This is a genomic window from Nocardioides zeae, assembly GCF_030818655.1.
In the GTDB taxonomy this organism is placed as follows: domain Bacteria; phylum Actinomycetota; class Actinomycetes; order Propionibacteriales; family Nocardioidaceae; genus Nocardioides; species Nocardioides zeae_A.
Genome location: NZ_JAUTAN010000001.1, coordinates 1,921,191 through 1,936,573 on the forward strand (window position 1 = coordinate 1,921,191; position 15,383 = coordinate 1,936,573).

At 75.5% G+C, this 15,383-nt stretch carries 18 protein-coding genes and 1 pseudogene; 8 read left to right on the forward strand and 11 right to left on the reverse strand.

What is annotated here, in order from left to right; translation table 11 throughout:
- Position 1: 1 nt before the first annotated feature.
- Positions 2-283, reverse strand: a complete 282-nt coding sequence (locus QE405_RS09100; RefSeq protein WP_307199933.1) for a DUF1490 family protein — start codon at positions 281-283, stop codon at positions 2-4.
- A 99-nt stretch (positions 284-382) separates the two neighbouring features.
- Here QE405_RS09100 and QE405_RS09105 point away from each other — a divergent pair, with 99 nt between their 5' ends.
- Complete coding sequence (locus QE405_RS09105) at positions 383-1,810, forward strand: AMP-binding protein (protein ID WP_307199935.1); 1,428 nt, start codon at positions 383-385, stop codon at positions 1,808-1,810.
- Positions 1,811-1,828: 18 nt separating this feature from the next.
- Here QE405_RS09105 and QE405_RS09110 read toward each other — a convergent pair whose 3' ends face one another.
- From QE405_RS09110 to QE405_RS09120, 3 genes are all read right to left on the reverse strand, one after another.
- Positions 1,829-2,566 carry a lytic transglycosylase domain-containing protein gene (locus QE405_RS09110; RefSeq protein ID WP_307199937.1) on the reverse strand — a complete coding sequence of 246 codons (738 nt, stop codon included), beginning with the start codon at positions 2,564-2,566 and terminating at the stop codon, positions 1,829-1,831.
- 162 nt (positions 2,567-2,728) lie between these two features.
- A complete protein-coding gene (locus tag QE405_RS09115; RefSeq protein ID WP_307199939.1) occupies positions 2,729-4,063 on the reverse strand; it encodes a PhoH family protein in 1,335 nt (444 codons plus the stop codon).
- Positions 4,064-4,367: 304 nt separating this feature from the next.
- A complete protein-coding gene (locus tag QE405_RS09120) occupies positions 4,368-5,147 on the reverse strand; it encodes an isoprenyl transferase (protein WP_307199941.1) in 780 nt (259 codons plus the stop codon).
- 99 nt (positions 5,148-5,246) lie between these two features.
- Here QE405_RS09120 and trhA point away from each other — a divergent pair, with 99 nt between their 5' ends.
- Genes trhA through QE405_RS09140 form a run of 4 tightly spaced genes read left to right on the forward strand, consistent with a single transcriptional unit; the run spans position 5,247 to position 8,386 of the window.
- On the forward strand, positions 5,247-6,011 hold the full coding sequence (gene trhA, locus QE405_RS09125) for a PAQR family membrane homeostasis protein TrhA (RefSeq protein WP_307199943.1): 765 nt from the start codon (positions 5,247-5,249) through the stop codon (positions 6,009-6,011).
- A gap of 58 nt (positions 6,012-6,069) precedes the next feature.
- Positions 6,070-6,816 (forward strand): hypothetical protein, encoded by a 747-nt coding sequence (locus QE405_RS09130; protein ID WP_307199945.1) that lies wholly within the window; start codon positions 6,070-6,072, stop codon positions 6,814-6,816.
- 23 nt (positions 6,817-6,839) lie between these two features.
- Positions 6,840-7,931, forward strand: a complete 1,092-nt coding sequence (locus QE405_RS09135) for an FUSC family protein (RefSeq protein WP_307199947.1) — start codon at positions 6,840-6,842, stop codon at positions 7,929-7,931.
- A gap of 5 nt (positions 7,932-7,936) precedes the next feature.
- On the forward strand, positions 7,937-8,386 hold the full coding sequence (locus tag QE405_RS09140) for a PaaI family thioesterase (RefSeq protein WP_307199949.1): 450 nt from the start codon (positions 7,937-7,939) through the stop codon (positions 8,384-8,386).
- A gap of 80 nt (positions 8,387-8,466) precedes the next feature.
- Here the strand turns inward: QE405_RS09140 and QE405_RS09145 are convergent, their stop codons facing one another.
- Positions 8,467-9,408 carry a serine hydrolase gene (locus tag QE405_RS09145; RefSeq protein WP_307199951.1) on the reverse strand — a complete coding sequence of 314 codons (942 nt, stop codon included), beginning with the start codon at positions 9,406-9,408 and terminating at the stop codon, positions 8,467-8,469.
- A complete protein-coding gene (locus tag QE405_RS09150) occupies positions 9,405-10,286 on the reverse strand; it encodes a LysR family transcriptional regulator (protein ID WP_307199953.1) in 882 nt (293 codons plus the stop codon). The genes QE405_RS09145 and QE405_RS09150 overlap by 4 nt, the downstream gene beginning before the upstream one ends.
- A gap of 121 nt (positions 10,287-10,407) precedes the next feature.
- Between QE405_RS09150 and bla the strand changes: the two genes are divergently transcribed.
- Positions 10,408-11,364: a class A beta-lactamase gene (bla, locus tag QE405_RS09155; RefSeq protein WP_307199955.1), complete on the forward strand. Its 957-nt coding sequence runs from the start codon at positions 10,408-10,410 to the stop codon at positions 11,362-11,364.
- A 108-nt stretch (positions 11,365-11,472) separates the two neighbouring features.
- Here bla and QE405_RS09160 read toward each other — a convergent pair whose 3' ends face one another.
- From QE405_RS09160 to QE405_RS09170, 3 genes are read right to left on the reverse strand one after another with little or no spacing between them, the layout of a single operon-like run.
- Complete coding sequence (locus QE405_RS09160; RefSeq protein WP_307199957.1) at positions 11,473-12,084, reverse strand: class I SAM-dependent methyltransferase; 612 nt, start codon at positions 12,082-12,084, stop codon at positions 11,473-11,475.
- A complete protein-coding gene (gene truA / locus QE405_RS09165; RefSeq protein WP_307199959.1) occupies positions 12,077-12,910 on the reverse strand; it encodes a tRNA pseudouridine(38-40) synthase TruA in 834 nt (277 codons plus the stop codon). The genes QE405_RS09160 and truA overlap by 8 nt, the downstream gene beginning before the upstream one ends.
- Before the next feature lie 10 nt (positions 12,911-12,920).
- Positions 12,921-13,862 carry a PfkB family carbohydrate kinase gene (locus tag QE405_RS09170; RefSeq protein WP_307199961.1) on the reverse strand — a complete coding sequence of 314 codons (942 nt, stop codon included), beginning with the start codon at positions 13,860-13,862 and terminating at the stop codon, positions 12,921-12,923.
- 59 nt (positions 13,863-13,921) lie between these two features.
- On the opposite strand from QE405_RS09170, the gene QE405_RS09175 reads away from it, so the two are divergent.
- On the forward strand, positions 13,922-14,278 hold the full coding sequence (locus QE405_RS09175) for a GntR family transcriptional regulator (RefSeq protein WP_373459453.1): 357 nt from the start codon (positions 13,922-13,924) through the stop codon (positions 14,276-14,278).
- 158 nt (positions 14,279-14,436) lie between these two features.
- Here the strand turns inward: QE405_RS09175 and QE405_RS09180 are convergent, their stop codons facing one another.
- Positions 14,437-14,685 (reverse strand): hypothetical protein, encoded by a 249-nt coding sequence (locus QE405_RS09180; protein WP_307205976.1) that lies wholly within the window; start codon positions 14,683-14,685, stop codon positions 14,437-14,439.
- A gap of 143 nt (positions 14,686-14,828) precedes the next feature.
- Here QE405_RS09180 and QE405_RS20930 point away from each other — a divergent pair, with 143 nt between their 5' ends.
- On the forward strand, positions 14,829-15,044 hold the full coding sequence (locus tag QE405_RS20930) for a hypothetical protein (protein ID WP_373459502.1): 216 nt from the start codon (positions 14,829-14,831) through the stop codon (positions 15,042-15,044).
- On the opposite strand, the pseudogene rplQ reads toward QE405_RS20930, so the two are convergent.
- Positions 15,035-15,355 (reverse strand): annotated as a pseudogene (rplQ, locus tag QE405_RS20935) (50S ribosomal protein L17); the annotation flags it as partial. The gene QE405_RS20930 and the pseudogene rplQ sit on opposite strands and share 10 nt — an antisense overlap.
- Positions 15,356-15,383 lie beyond the last annotated feature (28 nt).

Here is a 15,383-nt window from a genome sequence, read left to right on the forward strand (position 1 = left end):
CTCAGTGGTCGTGGTCGTGGCCGTGACCGAGGTCGGAGCCCGGCGGGGGCGCCTGCTCCCCCACCCGCTCACGGGCCTCGGCGACGATGTCGCCCGTCGTGAGCCGCACGCGCTCGGCGCCGGCCTCGAGACGACGCTTGCCCTTGAGGCCCAGCGCGACGGCGCCGACGGCGCCCTCGCGCACGGCACCGGAGTCGGCGGCCTTCTTCACCCCGTCCCAGGCGGCCGCACCGACCAGTCCGGTGACGAGGGTCGAGCCCACCTTGCCCAGCAGCGCGATCATTGAGGTCCTCTCGAGTCGGGAGCCGCCACCTTAGCGGGAACGGTTCTCAGGAGGCGACGTGGCGCCCACCACGCATCGTAGATCGATACGGTCACCCCCGTGAGCGATCTCCTGACCGGGCTGACGAGCGGCGTGCACGCCACCGCGCGGGTGCACGTCGCCACCACGACGTGGACGTACGACGAGCTGCTCGGCGCCGCGGCGGCCGCGGGGCCCCTGCTCGCGCCGTACCGCCGCGTCGCCGTCCACGCCACGCCCTCCGCGACGACCGTGCTCGCCGTCGTCGGCGCCGTGCTCGCCGGGGTCGAGGTGGTGCCGGTGCCGCCCGATGCCGGACGGAGCGAGCTCGCCCACCTCCTCACCGACTCCGCGGCCGAGGCGTGGGCCGGTCCGGTGCCGGACGACCGCGTCTCCGGCCTCCCGGTGGTCGACCTCGACCTCGGCGCACACGCATGTCACGAGCCGCGGGACGTGGCCGAGGACGCCACCGCGATGGTCGTCTACACGTCGGGCACCACCGGCCTGCCGAAGGGCGTCGTGCTGTCGCGGCGGGCCGTGGCCGCCGGGCTCGACGCGCTCGCCGGAGCCTGGGACTGGGACGCGAGCGACACGCTCGCGCACGGCCTGCCGCTCTTCCACGTCCACGGGCTCGTGCTCGGGGTGCTCGGCGCCCTCCGCCTCGGCTGCGGGCTGCTGCACGTCGGCAAGCCGACGCCCGCGGCGTACGCCGACGCCGTCCGCTCGGGGGCGACCGTGCTCTTCGGCGTGCCGACCCTGTGGTCGCGGATCGCCGCCTCGCCCGACGACGCCGCCGCGCTGCGGCCCGCCCGCCTGCTCGTCTCGGGCAGCGCACCCCTCCCCGCGCCCGTCTTCGACCGCCTGCGGGAGCTGAGCGGGCACGGGGTGGTGGAGCGGTACGGCATGTCCGAGACGCTCGTGACCCTGGCGACGCGCGCCGACGCGGAGCCGCGGGCCGGCTGGGTCGGCGTGCCCGTCGCGGGCGTCGCGACACGGCTGCGGGACGAGGACGGGCACCCGGTGCCGCACGACGGCGAGTCCGTCGGCCAGCTGGAGGTGCGCGGCCCGTCGCTGCTGGAGGGCTACCTCGGACGACCCGACGCCGACGCGGAGGCCTGGACGGCGGACGGCTGGTTCCGCACGGGCGACGTCGCCGTCGTCGACCCGGACGGGTGGCACCGCATCGTCGGGCGTGCCTCCGTCGACCTCATCAAGTCCGGCGGCTACCGGATCGGCGCCGGCGAGGTCGAGACCGTGCTGCTCGGGCACGCCGCCGTCGCCGAGGTCGCCGTCGTGGGCGTCCCCGACCCCGACCTGGGGCAGCGGGTCGTGGCCCACGTCGTGCTCCGGGACGGGTACGCCGCGGGCGACGCCCTCGCCGCGGAGCTCGTCGCCCACGTCGGCACGGAGCTCAACGGGCACAAGCGGCCGCGGGAGGTGCGGTTCGTGGCGGGGCTCCCCCGCACCGCGCTGGGCAAGGTGCAGAAGGCGGCGCTCAGCGCCGGGTGAGCCGGTCGGGCGTGCGGCTCAGTACCAGTTGTTGGCCTGGCTGTGCGCCCAGGCCGAGCACGGGGTGCCGTAGCGGTCCTCGATGTAGCCGAGGCCCCACCGGATCTGGGTGACGGCGTTGGTCGCCCAGTCGGCGCCCTCGGACGACATCTTCGAGCCCGGCAGCGCCTGCGGGATGCCGTAGGCCGACGAGGACGGGTTGTCCGCGTCCACGCGCCAGCCCGACTCCTTCGTCCACAGCGAGTCGAGGCAGCTCCACTGGTCCTGGCCGAAGCCCGCCTCGGCGAGCAGCAGCTGGCCCAGCTCGCGCGGGGCGAGGTCGGAGCCGTTCTCCTGCTGGGTGACGGCGGGGCCGGCCTCGACCGAGAGGGACACGGCCTTGGTCGGGTCGGTGGCGCTGCGGGTGTCGGAGCGCGACACGGTCGCGTCGGCGTCGCGGTCGGCCAGCAGGGCCTCGACCTCGGCGTCGCGGGCGGCCGCCCCCGACTCCGGGGACTCCGGGGACTCCGTGGAGTCCGTGGAGCCGGCGGAGTCGGCCGCCTCGGCGGCGGACGCCGCAGCCAGCCGGCCGTCGGCGGTCTCGCCGGAGGCGCCCGACGCGAGGACGCCGCCCCCCACGACCACGCCGGTCGTCGCGGCGGCGACGGACGTCAGGACCACGCCGGAGCGGAGCGCCTTCGCGGGGTCGACGGGCAGCACCGCCCGCCCGGGGGCGCGGTGCTTGGCCTTGCGGTGCTTCGGTTCGGGCTTCGTCAAGAGCTGAGTTCTCACGTGAGGGGACGTGTGGACCGCGAGCCAGCGTGCCCGATGCCCCCGCAGGAGGCAAACCGGGGATCCCCAGGACCTGCCCGATCGGACAGGTCCCGGGGATCCCCGCCGCCACCATGGAGCACGGACGGGGACCGGATGGGGACCGGGTCAGAGCACCACGTTCTCCAGCATCTCCGTGACGAGCGCGGCGATGGGCGAGCGCTCGGAGCGGGTGAGCGTCACGTGCGCGAAGAGCGGGTGGCCCTTCAGCTTGTCGACCACCGCCACGACGCCGTCGTGCCGACCCACCCGGAGGTTGTCGCGCTGCGCGACGTCGTGCGTCAGCACCACCTTGGAGTTCGCGCCGATGCGGGAGAGCACCGTCAGGAGCACGTTGCGCTCGAGCGACTGCGCCTCGTCGACGATCACGAAGGCGTCGTGGAGGGAGCGGCCGCGGATGTGCGTCAGCGGGAGCACCTCGAGCATCCCGCGGGCCAGCACCTCCTCGATCACGTCGCGCGACGTCACCGCGCCGAGCGTGTCGAAGACCGCCTGGGCCCACGGCGACATCTTCTCGCTCTCGCTGCCCGGCAGGTAGCCGAGCTCCTGGCCGCCCACGGCGAAGAGGGGGCGGAAGACCACGACCTTCTTGTGCTGCTGCCGCTCCAGCACCGTCTCCAGCCCGGCGCACAGTGCGAGCGCCGACTTGCCGGTGCCGGCGCGTCCCCCGAGGGAGGCGATGCCGACCTCCGGGTCGAGCAGCATCTCGAGCGCGATCCGCTGCTCGGCCGAGCGACCGTGGATGCCGAACGCCTCCCGGTCACCGCGCACGAGGTGGATCCGCTTGTCCGCGCCGACGCGACCCAGCGCCGTACCGCGGTCGGAGAGGAGCACGAGGCCCTGGTGGCACACGAGGTCGGGGCGCACCCCGTCGACGGTCGGGACGTCGACCACGCCCGCGTCGTAGAGGTCGTCGAGCAGCTCGGCGGTGACGTCGAGCTCGGCCATGCCGGTGTAGCCGGTGTCGGAGTCGGAGATGGCCTCGCCGCGGTACTCCTCCGCGGCGAGCCCGACCGCGGAGGCCTTGATCCGCATCGGCAGGTCCTTCGACACGAGCGTGACCGCGTGGCCCTCGTTGGCGAGGTTGCGGGCCACCGCCAGGATCCGCGTGTCGTTGTCACCGAGGCGGAAGCCCGACGGCAGCGACTGCGGGTCGGTGTGGTTCAGCTCCACCCGGACGGTGCCCCCGAGAGAACCGACCGGTACCGGCTCGTCGAGCCGGCCGTTGGCGACGCGCAGCTCGTCGAGGGTGCGGAGCGCGGTGCGCGCGAAGTACCCCAGCTCGGGGTGGTGACGCTTGCCCTCCAGCTCGGTGATGACCACCACCGGGAGGACGACCTCGTGCTCGTCGAAGCGGCGCAACGCGCCGGGATCCGCCAGCAGGACGCTGGTGTCGAGAACGTAGGTGCGGACGGACGTGGTGCGCGTCGGGTTCGAGGCCACGGTCTACCCCTCACGAACCGGCACGCGCACTCGTCGTCCCGGCCCTAGCTCCAGCGGTTGGACTCCAGGCACGCCCGAAGACGGGAGTGCCCGCCTCCTCCCGCGCGGCGGCAGCGCCACACGGTGCGGTCGTGAACGATCACGAACGGGCCTCCTCGAGTTCGGCGGGCTTCCCCACCCGCCGATGCCGGGGACGCTACTCCTGCTCGCCAGCACGACACGGGAGGTCGGGGAAGTCGTTCGTGAACGCTGTGTTTAAGCGTCGACGACACCGCCGTACGGCGTGCCCCGGTCAGCGTCGGGGTCAGCGCCCGTGGCGCCGCTCGCGCTGGGCGTAGGCCCGCACGGCGCGCAGGAAGTCGACCTTCCGGAAGTCGGGCCAGAAGGCCTCGCAGAAGTAGAACTCGCTGCCCGCGCTCTGCCACAGCAGGAACCCGCCGAGCCGTTGCTCGCCCGAGGTGCGGATGACGAGGTCCGGGTCGGGCTGGCCCTTCGTGTAGAGGTGCGCACCGATCGCGTCGACGTCGATGGTGGCGGCCACCTCCTCCAGCGGCGTGCCGCGCTCGACGTGCTCCGCGAGCAGGGAGCGCACGGCGTCGGCGATCTCCTGCCGCCCGCCGTAGCCGACCGCGATGTTGACGAGGAAGCCGTCGACGTCGGCGGTCGCCGCCTCGGCGTCCTTGAGGCGGGTGCGCACGGCGGCGGGCAACAGGTCGAGCGCACCGACCGGGTGCAGGCGCCAGCGGCGCTGCACGGCGAGGCTGTCGACGGCCTCCCCGATGATCTCGAGCAGCGGCTCGAGCTCCGCGGGCTCGCGGTGCAGGTTGTCGGTGGACAGCAGCCACAGCGTCACGACCTGGACGCCGATCTCCTCGCACCAGCCGAGCAGCGGCTCGATGTTGGCCGCTCCTGCGCGGTGGCCGTGGGCGGTGTCGGCACCGACCGCGCGGGCCCAGCGCCGGTTGCCGTCGAGCATGACGCCGATGTGGGTGGGGAGGGCGGCCGGGTCGAGGTGCTTCTCGATCCGTGCCTCGTAGACCGGGTAGAGCGCACGGCGCACCACGGTCCTCCAGCTGCGGGTCACCCGGGCGATGCTAGTGGCTCGGAGACGGAGCGCCGCAGCGTGGGTGAACTCATGCCGGCGGAGGCGGCGAGCGGTCCCGGAGCGCTTACATTGGGGGGCATGAACGCCCCCACCCAGCGCCTCTCCGAGAGCATCGCTGACCTGCGCGACTCGGCGGGCCACCGCATCGACGCCGCCAGCAAGCACGTGCGGGACGCGCTGGACGAGGTGAAGCCGAAGCTGCGGGGCTGGCTCCACCTCGGCACCGCGCCGCTGACGCTGGCCGCCGGCATCGTGCTCATCGTCCTCTCACCGGACGCGACGACCCGGATCGGCTCGACGGTGTTCACCGCGTCGGCGCTCCTCCTGTTCACGGTCTCCGCCGTCTACCACCGCGGCACGTGGTCCCACGGCGTGTGGACCTTCCTGCGGCGCTTCGACCACTCCAACATCTTCCTGCTCATCGCCGGCTCCTACACCCCGTTCACGCTGCTCCTGCTCGACGGGTGGAAGCGGGAGGCCCTGCTGGCGGTCGTGTGGACGGGTGCGGTCTCCGGCGTGCTGATGAAGGTCTTCTGGGCGGGTGCGCCCCGGTGGCTCAGCGCGCCGATCTACATCGCGCTCGGCTGGGCCGCCGTGTTCTTCATCCCCGACTTCGCCTCCGGGGCCGTCGACCAGTACGGCACGGGCATCGGCGTCGCGGTCTTCGTGCTCATCTGCGCGGGCGGCGGGCTCTACACGATCGGCGGGGTCGTGTACGCCCTGAAGCGCCCCAACCCGTCCCCGCGGTGGTTCGGGTTCCACGAGGTGTTCCACACGTTCACCATCCTCGCGTTCGCCACGCACTACGTCGGGGTCTCGCTCGCGACGTACGCGCTCCGCTGAGCGGCACCACCTTCGCCGTTCGCCCTCTCCGGGCCCCCGGGAAGTGGTTCCATCAGTCGTGACCACTCACCCCGACCGCGTCGGCACGCCGCAGCGCGTGCTCGACGTGTGGCGCGCGGAGCTCACGCCCGTCGCACGGGAGTGGTCCCTCCTGCTCTCCAGCCCCGAGGTCGAGCTCAACCACGGCGACCTCCGTCCCGGCCCGGGTGCCGGGGCCGCGACCCCGCTGCTCCTCGCCCAGGCGGTCGACCTCGGCGCAGCGGCTGGCGCCGACGACGCCCCCGACCTCGCGACCGTCCTCGACGCGTCCGCCCGCGCCGCGCGGCCCACGAGCGGTTCGCCGGACCAGGCCCTCGCCACCCTCGTCGCGCTGCTGGGCGGTGCCGAGGCCGTGAACGACCGCCTCCGGCGCGGAGGTCACCGCACCCGCTTCCGGACCGACGGCGGGAGCAGCCTCGTGCCCGCCGAGCAGGCCGAGACGATGGCGGCGCTCACGGGCAACCCCGTCTACGAGGTCACCCTGCCGGCCCTCCTCGCGGACGCGCCCGCGGGGCTCGCGGCGTACCTCGTCGCCGACGCGGTGCTCTGGCACGCGCAGGGCTGGACGCCGACCACCCGCCAGGACGGCGGGGTGCTCGCGCTCCCCGACGGCGAGGACCTGACGGTCCACGTGCGCGCCGTCGTCGCGGGGCCGTCGAGCAGCGCGGAGCCGGTGCTCGACGACCCCGTGTACGCCGCCTTCGGCCGCGCGCTCGGTCGCACGCTCCCGCTCCTCGGCCACGGGGACCTGCGCGTCGAGGCCTGAGAGGGACCTGGCACCATCCTCGGGTGGAACGGTTCGGTGCGCACCTGAGGGACGTGCTGAGGTTCCACCCGGCGAGCGGCACGCGGGTGGTGGCGCTGCGGGCCACGCTGACCGTGCTCGTCCCGCTCCTCGCCCTCTGGGCGGTCGACCACCTGGCGTGGGGGCTCTTCGCGGTCTTCGGCGGCTTCGCCGCGGTGTACGGCGGCGGCACGCCCTTCACCGGCCGCTGGCGCATCCAGGTGCACGCGGGCGCCCTGCTCGTCGGCGCCACCCTCCTCGGCACCGCGATCGGCATCAGCCCCCACCGCGCCTGGCTGGTCGTGCCGGCCGCGGCGGCCGCCGGCGCGGTGCTCACGGCCGTCTCCGACCGCCGGCGGTGGGTCCCGCCCGGCCCCCTGTTCGGGGTGTTCGCCGTCGGCGCCTGCGCGGCCCACCCGAGCCGCCCCGGCGACCTGCTGGCCGCGCTCGGCGTCGCCGCGGGCACGGCGGCCCTGGCGGTCGCGCTCGGACTGGTCGACGAGCGCCGCGCCCGGGTGCCCCGGGAACCGCACCACGGGCGCGTCCCCTTCCCCCACGACCTCGAGCGTCACCGCCTGCACGTGGCGCGCGTGGCGGTCGCGGTCCTCCTGGCGGGCGGGGCCGCCACGGCATCGGGGATCGGCCACCCCTACTTGGCGATGGTCGCGGCCGTCGCGCCCCTCAGCGCCCCGGTGCTGCGGGCCCAGGTCACGCGCGGCACCCAGCGGGCGGTCGGCACGGTGCTCGGCGTGGGGCTGGCCTTCGTGCTGCTCTCGCTGCACCTCCCGCCGCTGGCCGCGGTGCTGCTGGCCGCCGCCCTCCAGGGGCTGACGGAGCTCCTGGTCGTCCGCAACTACGCGGCCGCGCTCGTGTTCATCACCCCGCTGGCCCTGCTCATGGGGCAGCTCGCCGCTCCCCTGCCGGTGGGCGGCCTCGTCCTCGACCGTCTGCTCGAGACCCTGCTCGGCACGCTGCTCGGCATGCTCGTCGCAGCGGCCACGCGCGAGCGAGGCGCGCTCCCCGCACCCGGGCACGGGACCGGGCACCCACCCGGGCACGGGACCGGTGCGGCAGGCACGGACGAGGTGGCAGGGTAGGCGCGGTGGACACCAGCCTCCAGCAGACCTACTTCCCCGACCTGCCGTGCTTCGGCTGCGGACCGGCGAACGCGCTGGGCCTGCAGCTGCAGAGCTTCGTCGACGGCGACCGCGTGACGGCGTCCTTCACGCCGCGGCCCGAGCACGACAACGGGCTGGGCTTCCTCAACGGCGGGATCATCGCCACCGTGCTCGACTGCCACTCCGCCGCCGCCGTCACCCACGCCGCGCACGAGCGCGGATGGCCGGCCGACCCGGGTGTCCCGCTGCCCTACGTGACCGCGGGCCTCGACGTGCGCTACCGCCGGCCGACCCCGCTCCGGGCCACGCTCACGCTGGTCGCCGAGGTGCGCGAGGCGAGCCGGGACGAGATCACGGCCCACGTCCGGATCGAGCACGACGGCAAGGTCCGCGCCGAGGCCGACGCGCTCTGGAAGCGGTGGCGGGCGCGCTGACCGCGCCGTACCCCCGGGACGTCGTGCGGCGTGGTGCCCGGGGCCCGCGGCACGCATGACGTCCGCGGCCCCGGAGCCGCTCAGCCCGCCCGGAGCACGTCGTGGAGACCGCGGGCGACGGCGGCCATCTCCGCCTCGGCGACCGGCTGCACGACCGCCGGCACCCGTGACCGCGTGAGCGCGACGACGGCGAGCACGCCCCCGTCGTCGTGCTCGACGACCCCCGCCTCGTGGCGCTCGTTGAGCAGGGTCCCGGTCTTCGACGACCACCGCGCCGCGTCGCTGGCGAGCTCGGTGGCGAGCCGCTGCCGCATGACGTTGAGGCCGAGGAGCGAGCGCACGCGCAGCGCCACCTCCGGTCGCACCGCGGTGTCACCGGCCGACCCCGCGACGGGCGCCCACAGGGCCTCCAGCAGGTCGGCCAGCGCCGTCGCGGTGGCCGTGGAGGCGCGGGTGAGGTCGAGCTGCGCCACGGCGTGGCCCCCGTCGGCCGTGCCGGTCCCGATGGCCAGCCGGTGGGCGAGGTGGCCCTCCGCGGCGTCCAGCCGCTCGGCCGGCGTGGCGTTCAGGTCCCCCACGGGGTGCCGCACCTCGATGCCCTCGACCCCGACCGCGGCCAGGTAGGCCCCGACGTCCGCTGGCGGCACGAGCCCGAACAGCGCGTCCGCGGCCGTCGAGTCGCTGAGCGCGACGGCGAGGTAGAGCAGGTCCTCGACCGCGACATCCACGGCGTGCCGGAAGCGGCCCGTGCCCGGCGGTCCCGGCCGGTCGACGAGGGCGGGGTCGCCCGGCCCCACCCGCAGCCGTCGGGCCGGGTCGATCTCGCCGGTCGCGACCCGCTCCAGCACGGCCATCGCCAACGGGACCTTCACGAGGGAGGCCACGGCGTACCGCTCCTGCGGGTCGATCGCCAGCTGCCGCCCGGTGCGGAGGTCGCGGACCAGGAACGAGCCCGCCAGGCCGGCCTCCTGGAGGCGGGCGCGGAGGCGGCGCACCCGCAGGTCCTCGGTGGGCACGGTCACGCGGGCACCCCCAGCAGGCGACGGAGCGGCACGGCGAGCGCTGCGCCCAGCGCCGCCTGCTCGCCCCTATCGCCGGTCACGAGGGTGTGGCCCCGCGCCCACGTGCCGTCGGCCAGCTCGCCGAGTGGGCGCCAGCGGAGGTCGAGCGCCCGCGCCTCGGCGGCGGAGCAGACCACGAGGTCGCCCGCGAGCACGGCGGCGGTCGCCGCGGCGTCGGAGGTCGCGACGGCGACCTGCCCGGGCCGCAGGCCGAGGGCGTCACGCAGGCGCAGCAGCGGGTCGCGCACGTGGGGCACGTCGTCCTCGGGGAGGAGGTGGACGCGGCGTACGCCCTCGGCGCCCCGCACGACCCGCAGCGCGGCGAGGTGCACCCGGGCGCCGGGGCCGACGGCGTCCTCCGCGACCCCGAGGGGCACGCGCCACGTCGCCCGGTCGGGCGGCACCGGCACCACGGCGGCGTCGGCGACGCGCTCGTCGACGGCGGTACGGCGCGCGCTCGCGTCCTGCACGTCGACCTCGAGGCGCAGCTCGGCGTCGCGCCCGGCCGCGACCACGTCGGCGAGGGCCCGGGGCGTCACGAGGGGACCCGCACCGACGAGCAGCGACCGCGGCCGGCTGCCGGCCCGCTCCGCGGCGACCCCGAGCTCGTCGGCCGTGCGGACGAGCCGCCGGGCCAGCGGCAGCAGGTCCTGCGCGGTGGGGGTGAGCCGGGCCCGACGGGCACGCCGGTCGAGGAGGTCCGCGCCGAGGGTGCGCTCGAGGGCCGCGAGGCGTCGGCTCGCGACCGACTGCGGCACGCCGAGCACGGCCGCGCCCCGGGTGACGCTGCCCTGCTCGCCCACCTGCACCAGCACCCGGCACGCCGCGACGAGGTCCACGGGAGGAGTGTGCCACCCATGCCGGTCGAGCATGGCTCGGCGCGATCCGGTCTTGGACGGCATGGGTCGGGAGGCCGCAGAGTGCCGTCCGTCCCCGTCCCTCACGCGGAAGGTCCGACCGATGCGTCTCCTGCCCACCCGCTCCGTGCTCCTCGCCGCCGTCCTCGGCGCAGCACTCGTCGCCCCCGCTGCGTCCGCGGCACCCACCCCCGCCAGCTCCGTCGCCCCCTCCGTCGCCGTCGCCGCGCCCGCGGCCGGGGTGCCGTCGGAACGCAGCACGGAGGCGCGGTTCTCCGCGCTGGAGCGCCGGTACGACGCGCGTCTCGGCGTCGTCGCCCTGGAGGTCGACACGGGCCGGGTCGTCGCCCACCGGCCCGACGAGCGCTTCGCATTCGCCTCCACCATCAAGGCGCTGCAGGTCGGCGCCCTGCTCCGCACGGCCAGCGACGCCGACCTCGACCGGACCGTGCGCTGGACCGAGGACGACCTCGTCACCTACTCCCCCGTCACCGAGCAGCACGTCGCCGACGGCCTCACGGTGCGCGAGCTCGCCGACGCCGCGGTCCGCTACAGCGACAACACGGCGGCCAACCTGCTCTTCGACGAGCTCGGCGGGCCGGCCGGGCTGACGGCCGAGCTCCGGCGGATCGGCGACACCACGACCACCTCGGTGCGCGAGGAGCCGGACCTCAACACGGCGGTCCCCGGCGACGTGCGCGACACGAGCACCCCGCGCGCCCTCGCGCGCTCGCTCGCGTCGTACACGCTCGGCTGCGTGCTCGCCCCGGACCGCCGCGCGGAGCTCGTCGACCTCCTCGTGCGCAACACGACGGGCGACGCCCTCGTGCGGGCCGGAGCCCCCGACGGCTGGACGATCGGCGACAAGACCGGGTCGGCGTCGTACGGCACGCGCAACGACATCGCCGTCGCCTGGCCGCCCGCCGGCTCGGACCGCTCGCCCGTGGTCATCGCCGTGCTGACCAGCGGTGACGAGGTGGACGACCCGACCCACGACGCGCTCGTCGCCGACGCCACCCGCGTCGCGTTCGCGGGCCTGGGGGTGGGTCGCGCGGGGTGACACTTTCCCCGGTCGACCGGGGAAGGTGTCACTTAGACCATCAATGTTGATGGTCTAAGCGGCGTGTTCCCCGGTCGACCGGGGAAAGTGCCGCGCCTCCCGCGGCTCTCAGCCCCGGCGCACCTCGAGCACGCGGAAACCCTTGGCGCTGGCGATGCGCTCGGTCGGCCAGCCCTGCTCGCCCAGCCAGCGCTGCAGGGAGTCGGCGCCCAGGTTGCGACCGACGACCAGCACCGCACGGCCGCCCGGCGCCAGCCGCGGCAACCACGTCAGCAGCAGCTCGTGGAGCGCCGCCTTCCCGATGCGGATGGGCGGGTTGGACCAGATCTCATCGTACGTCGCGTCCGGCGCCACCTCGTCGGGCCGGAGCGCCTCGTAGCGGTCGGCGACACCGAGGCCCGCCGCGTTCTCCCGCGCCAGCAGCAACGCCCGCTCGTTGACGTCGACGGCCGTCACCCGCGCGTCGGGGAGGCACCGGGCAAGCGCGAGGCCGATGACCCCGTACCCGCAGCCGAGGTCGAGCACCCGCTCCACCTCGGTCGGCGGGTCGGTCTCGCGGAACAGCACCGCCGTGCCCACGTCGAGCCGGCCGCGGGCGAAGACGCCGGACCCGGTGTCGAGCCGCAGGCGCTCGTCCCAGACCTCGACCTCGATCCGCTCGCGCGTGAACGGGACCGAGGGGTCCGCGGTGAAGTAGTGCTCGTCGGGCTGCTCAGTCACGGGTGCGCACCTTCCGGGTCTCCTCCGCGCGCAGCGCGAGCGCGGCGTCGTCGGGGTAGCCGACCTCCTCGAGCACCAGGCCGTGCGCGTGCACGACCTGCACCGACGGGTCCCGCACGCCGGCGAGGAGCACGTCGCGCGCCCAGCCCGGCGATCGCCGGCCCTCCCCCACGGCCAGCAGGCACCCGACGAGGGCACGCACCATGTTGTGGCAGAACGCGTCGGCCCGGATGGTGCCCTCGAGGAGGCCGTCCCCGCGGCGTACCCAGTGCAGGTCCAGCAGGGTGCGGATCGTCGTGGCGCCCGGGCGCTTCTTGCAGAAGGCGGCGAAGTCCTGCTCGCCGACGAGGTCGGCGGAGGCGGCGTTCATGAGCGCCTCGTCCACGGGCTGCCCCCAGGCCAGCACGTGCCGCCGCTCGAGCGGGTCGACCACCTCGGTGCGGTCGGCGATGCGGTAGGCGTAACGGCGCCACACCGCCGAGAACCGCGCGTCGAAGCCCACGGGGGCGAGGCCCGTGCGGTGGACCCGGACGTCGGGCGGCAGCACCCCGTTGAGCTTGCGGGTCAGGGCAGGGACGGGGTCGGTGACACCCCGGCTCGCCGACGCGGCGACCCGCTCGTCGTCGAGGTCGACGTGCACCACCTGGCCCCGCGCGTGCACCCCGGCGTCGGTGCGGCCGGCGACGACCACCGAGACCGGCTCCGGCAGGCGCAGCACGGTCGCCAGGCCCCGCTCGAGCTCGCCCTGCACGGTGCGCAGCGTCGGCTGGGTGGCCCAGCCGTGGAAGTCGGTGCCGTCGTAGGCGAGGTCGATCCGCAGGCGCACGCGGAGGATCCTACGAGCGGTCGCGCGGGCCGACCTCGGCGAGGTACGGCGGGTCCGCCCCCGGCCGCGACACCGTCAGCGCCGCGGCGCGGACCGCCCACGCGAGGGCCGCCCCGACCTCCTCCGGCGCCAGGTCGTCGAGCCGTTCCCGGGCCTCCGCCCCCACGACACCGAGGTCCCAGAGCGCGTCGACGAACGCGGCGGCGAGGGTGTCGCCGGCACCGATCGTGTCGACGACGCCGAGGTCGGTCACGGCCGGGACCCCGGCCACGAGGTCGGTCCGGTGGCACTCCGCGCCGGCCGCGCCGCGCGTGACGACGACCAGCCGGGCGCCCAGCTCGAGGAGCCGCGCGACGGCGTCGCTCTCCGTCAGCGCCGGCCACAGCGCCGCCAGGTCCTCGTCGGAGGCCTTCACGACGTCGGACGCGGCCACCAGCGCCTCGACCCGCGCGACGACCTCGGGCCCCGTCCCCGTGATGGCGGGCCGGGCGTTGACGTCGTAGCTCACCAGCGCGCGCGACCGCTCCCGCCGCACGACGGCGAGGACGTCCTCGTACCCCGGGGGCAGGACCGCCGCGATCGAGCAGACGTGCACCCAGCCGGGCACGCCCTCCCCCACGGCGACGTCACCGAGGCGCCACTCGAGGTCGAACTCGTACGACGCGGCACCGTCGGCCGCGATGGTCGCGACCGCCGACGAGGTGCGCTCGATCGTCTCGGGATCGGCGGCCAGCCGCACGCCGTCGCGCCCGATGTGGGCGGCGAGGATGGCGCCGTACCGGTCGTCCGCCATCGCGGTGGCGAACCACGTCGGGCGGCCGAGCCGCGCCAGCGCGACGGCGACGTTGGCCGCGCTCCCACCGGCCCGCTCGTCGGTGCCCCCGTCGGTGCGACGCACCACGTCCACGAGGGCCTCGCCCACCACCAGCGCCACCTGCTGCTCCTGTGCCACGGGGCCACCTCATCACACGCCGTACGCCGCGGCGAGCGCGGGCGGCTACCGTGCTGCCGGTGACGATCCAGCCGCCCGACCCCACGTCGGCCACGCCCCCGTTCGAGCAGCTGCGGGCCCAGGTGGCGGCCCTCGTCGCCGGGGGCGACCTCGCCGCCGGGGAACGCCTGCCGACCGTGCGCGGTCTCGCCGAGCAGCTCGGCCTCGCCGCGGGCACCGTCGCCCGGGTCTACCGGGAGCTGGAGGCCGACGGCGTCGTCGAGACCCGCGGCCGGGCGGGCACGTTCGTGGCCGAGTCTGCCGCCGCAGGCGAGGGTGACGTCGGAGCGGCGGCCGCGACGTACGCCGCCGCCGCCCGCCGCGCCGGCCTCACCCGCGCCGAGGCGCACAACGCGCTCGACCGCGCCTGGCCCTGACCCCCGCGCCGAGTTGGGTCGTACGCCGCGGCAGATGCGCCGAGATGGGACTTGTGGCGACCGCGCAGTGCGCCGTCGACCCAACTCGACGCGAACGCCGCGCCGTCCGACCCAACTCGACGCGCACGCCGCGCCGTCCGACCCAACTCGACGGGAGGTCAGTCCTGGCGCGCCTCGATGATGTGCTCGCCGGCGGACTCCTCGAGGGCGGCTGCGGCGTCGGGGGCGTCCGTCGTCGGCGCCACGTCGGCGGCGCCCGGCGTCGGGTCGTCACCGCCGTCCGGCTCCTCCTCCGCGCCCGCGACGGGCTGGCCCGCCTCGGCCTCGCGGGCATCGCCCTCGAGGGTCGGCTCGGTCGTGGGGTCCTCGGTGCGCAGCTCCTCCGCGGGAGACTTGTCGGTGCTCATGGGCCCACCGTAGGGAGGCCCCCGAAATGCGGAACGGTCCGCCACCCCGGAGGGTGGCGGACCGTGCGCGGTGCTGCGGGAGCCGACCGATCAGGCCTTGGCCTCGTCGGTGCCCTCGGCCTCGGCCTCGGGGGGCCTCGTCCGTGGTCTCCTCCGTGGTCTCCTCGGCCGGGGCCTCGGTGGCCTCGTCCGTGGTCTCCTCGGCGGCGGGGGTCTCCTCGGCGGGCTCCTCGACCGGCGCGGCGGGCGCGGCGGGCTTGGTGACGGCCTTGGCGACGTACTCCTCCGTCACGAGCTCGATGACCGCCATGGGGGCGTTGTCGCCCTTGCGGGGGCCGAGCTTCGTGATGCGGGTGTAGCCGCCCGGGCGCTCCGCGAACGTCGGCGCGATCTCCGTGAAGAGGACGTGCACGATGCTCTTGTCACGGACGGTCTTGAGGACCTCGCGACGCTGGTGGAGCGAGACGACGGCCTCGTCGGCCTGCTCCGCCTTGTACGCCTTGACGGCCTTGGTGATGAGCTTCTCCGCGACGGGGCGGAGCGTGCGGGCACGCGACTCCGTCGTGACGATGCGGCCGTGCTCGAACAGCTGGGTGGCCAGGTTCGACAGGATCAGGCGCTGGTGGGCCGGGCTGCCGCCGAGGCGGGGACCCTTCTTGGGGGTGGGCATCGCAGATCTCTACCTTCTTCCCGGCCGT

Coding starts and splice junctions, on each gene's coding strand:
- QE405_RS09100 (WP_307199933.1), bottom strand. CDS start 283: ATGATCGCGCTGCTGGGCAAGGTGGGCTCGACCCTCGTCACCGGACTG.
- trhA (WP_307199943.1), top strand. CDS start 5,247: ATGAACGCCCCCACCCAGCGCCTCTCCGAGAGCATCGCTGACCTGCGC.
- bla (WP_307199955.1), top strand. CDS start 10,408: ATGCGTCTCCTGCCCACCCGCTCCGTGCTCCTCGCCGCCGTCCTCGGC.
- QE405_RS09180 (WP_307205976.1), bottom strand. CDS start 14,685: ATGAGCACCGACAAGTCTCCCGCGGAGGAGCTGCGCACCGAGGACCCC.